Source organism: Roseateles sp. P5_B10 (genome assembly GCF_056400485.1).
Window position 1 is genome coordinate 1 of record NZ_JBFULE010001563.1, and the last position, 625, is coordinate 625.

The 625-nt window shown below is 60.2% G+C and carries 1 protein-coding gene; it reads right to left on the reverse strand.

Annotated elements, in window-relative coordinates; all coding sequences use genetic code 11:
- The coding region (locus tag AC1DU6_RS34595; protein WP_477863023.1) for a tryptophan--tRNA ligase at positions 1-625 on the reverse strand (625 nt) is incomplete at both ends.

Consider the following 625-nt stretch of genomic DNA (forward strand, 5'->3'; position numbering starts at 1 on the left):
GCCAGAACCTGATCGACATAGGCCAGATCGGATGTCGTCAGCCGCTTCATTTCACCGGCGATCGGTGACAGTTTTTCGACAGCGAGATCGACGAGGCTCGATTTGAAGCCGGAAAACTGCGCGCCGCCGAATTCGCCGAGAATGTCAGCCTTCGACCGGTTGGACAGCGCTGCATAGATGCCCACGAGATTGTCGGCCTCGGGACGCGGCTCCAGGCCTTTCTCTTCCGATGGCAACGGTTCCGGATCGGTCTTCGCCTTGCGGATCTTTTGCGCGATCGTATCCGCATCGTCCGTGAGGTTGATGCGCGAATTATCCGACGCATCCGACTTCGACATCTTCTTGGTGCCGTCGCGCAGGCTCATCACGCGTGTTGCCGGACCGGTGATGACGGGCTCGGGCATCGGGAAGTAGGGACCCTCGTGGCCCTGCGCAGCAATGGACTCCGAGAAGTCGTTGTTGAACTTCTGTGAGATGTCGCGGCACAGTTCGAGGTGCTGCTTCTGGTCCTCGCCGACCGGCACATGCGTCGCGCGATACAGCAGGATGTCCGCAGCCATCAGCACCGGATAGTCGTAGAGACCCACAGACGCGTTTTCGCGGTCCTTGCCGGCCTTCTCCTTGA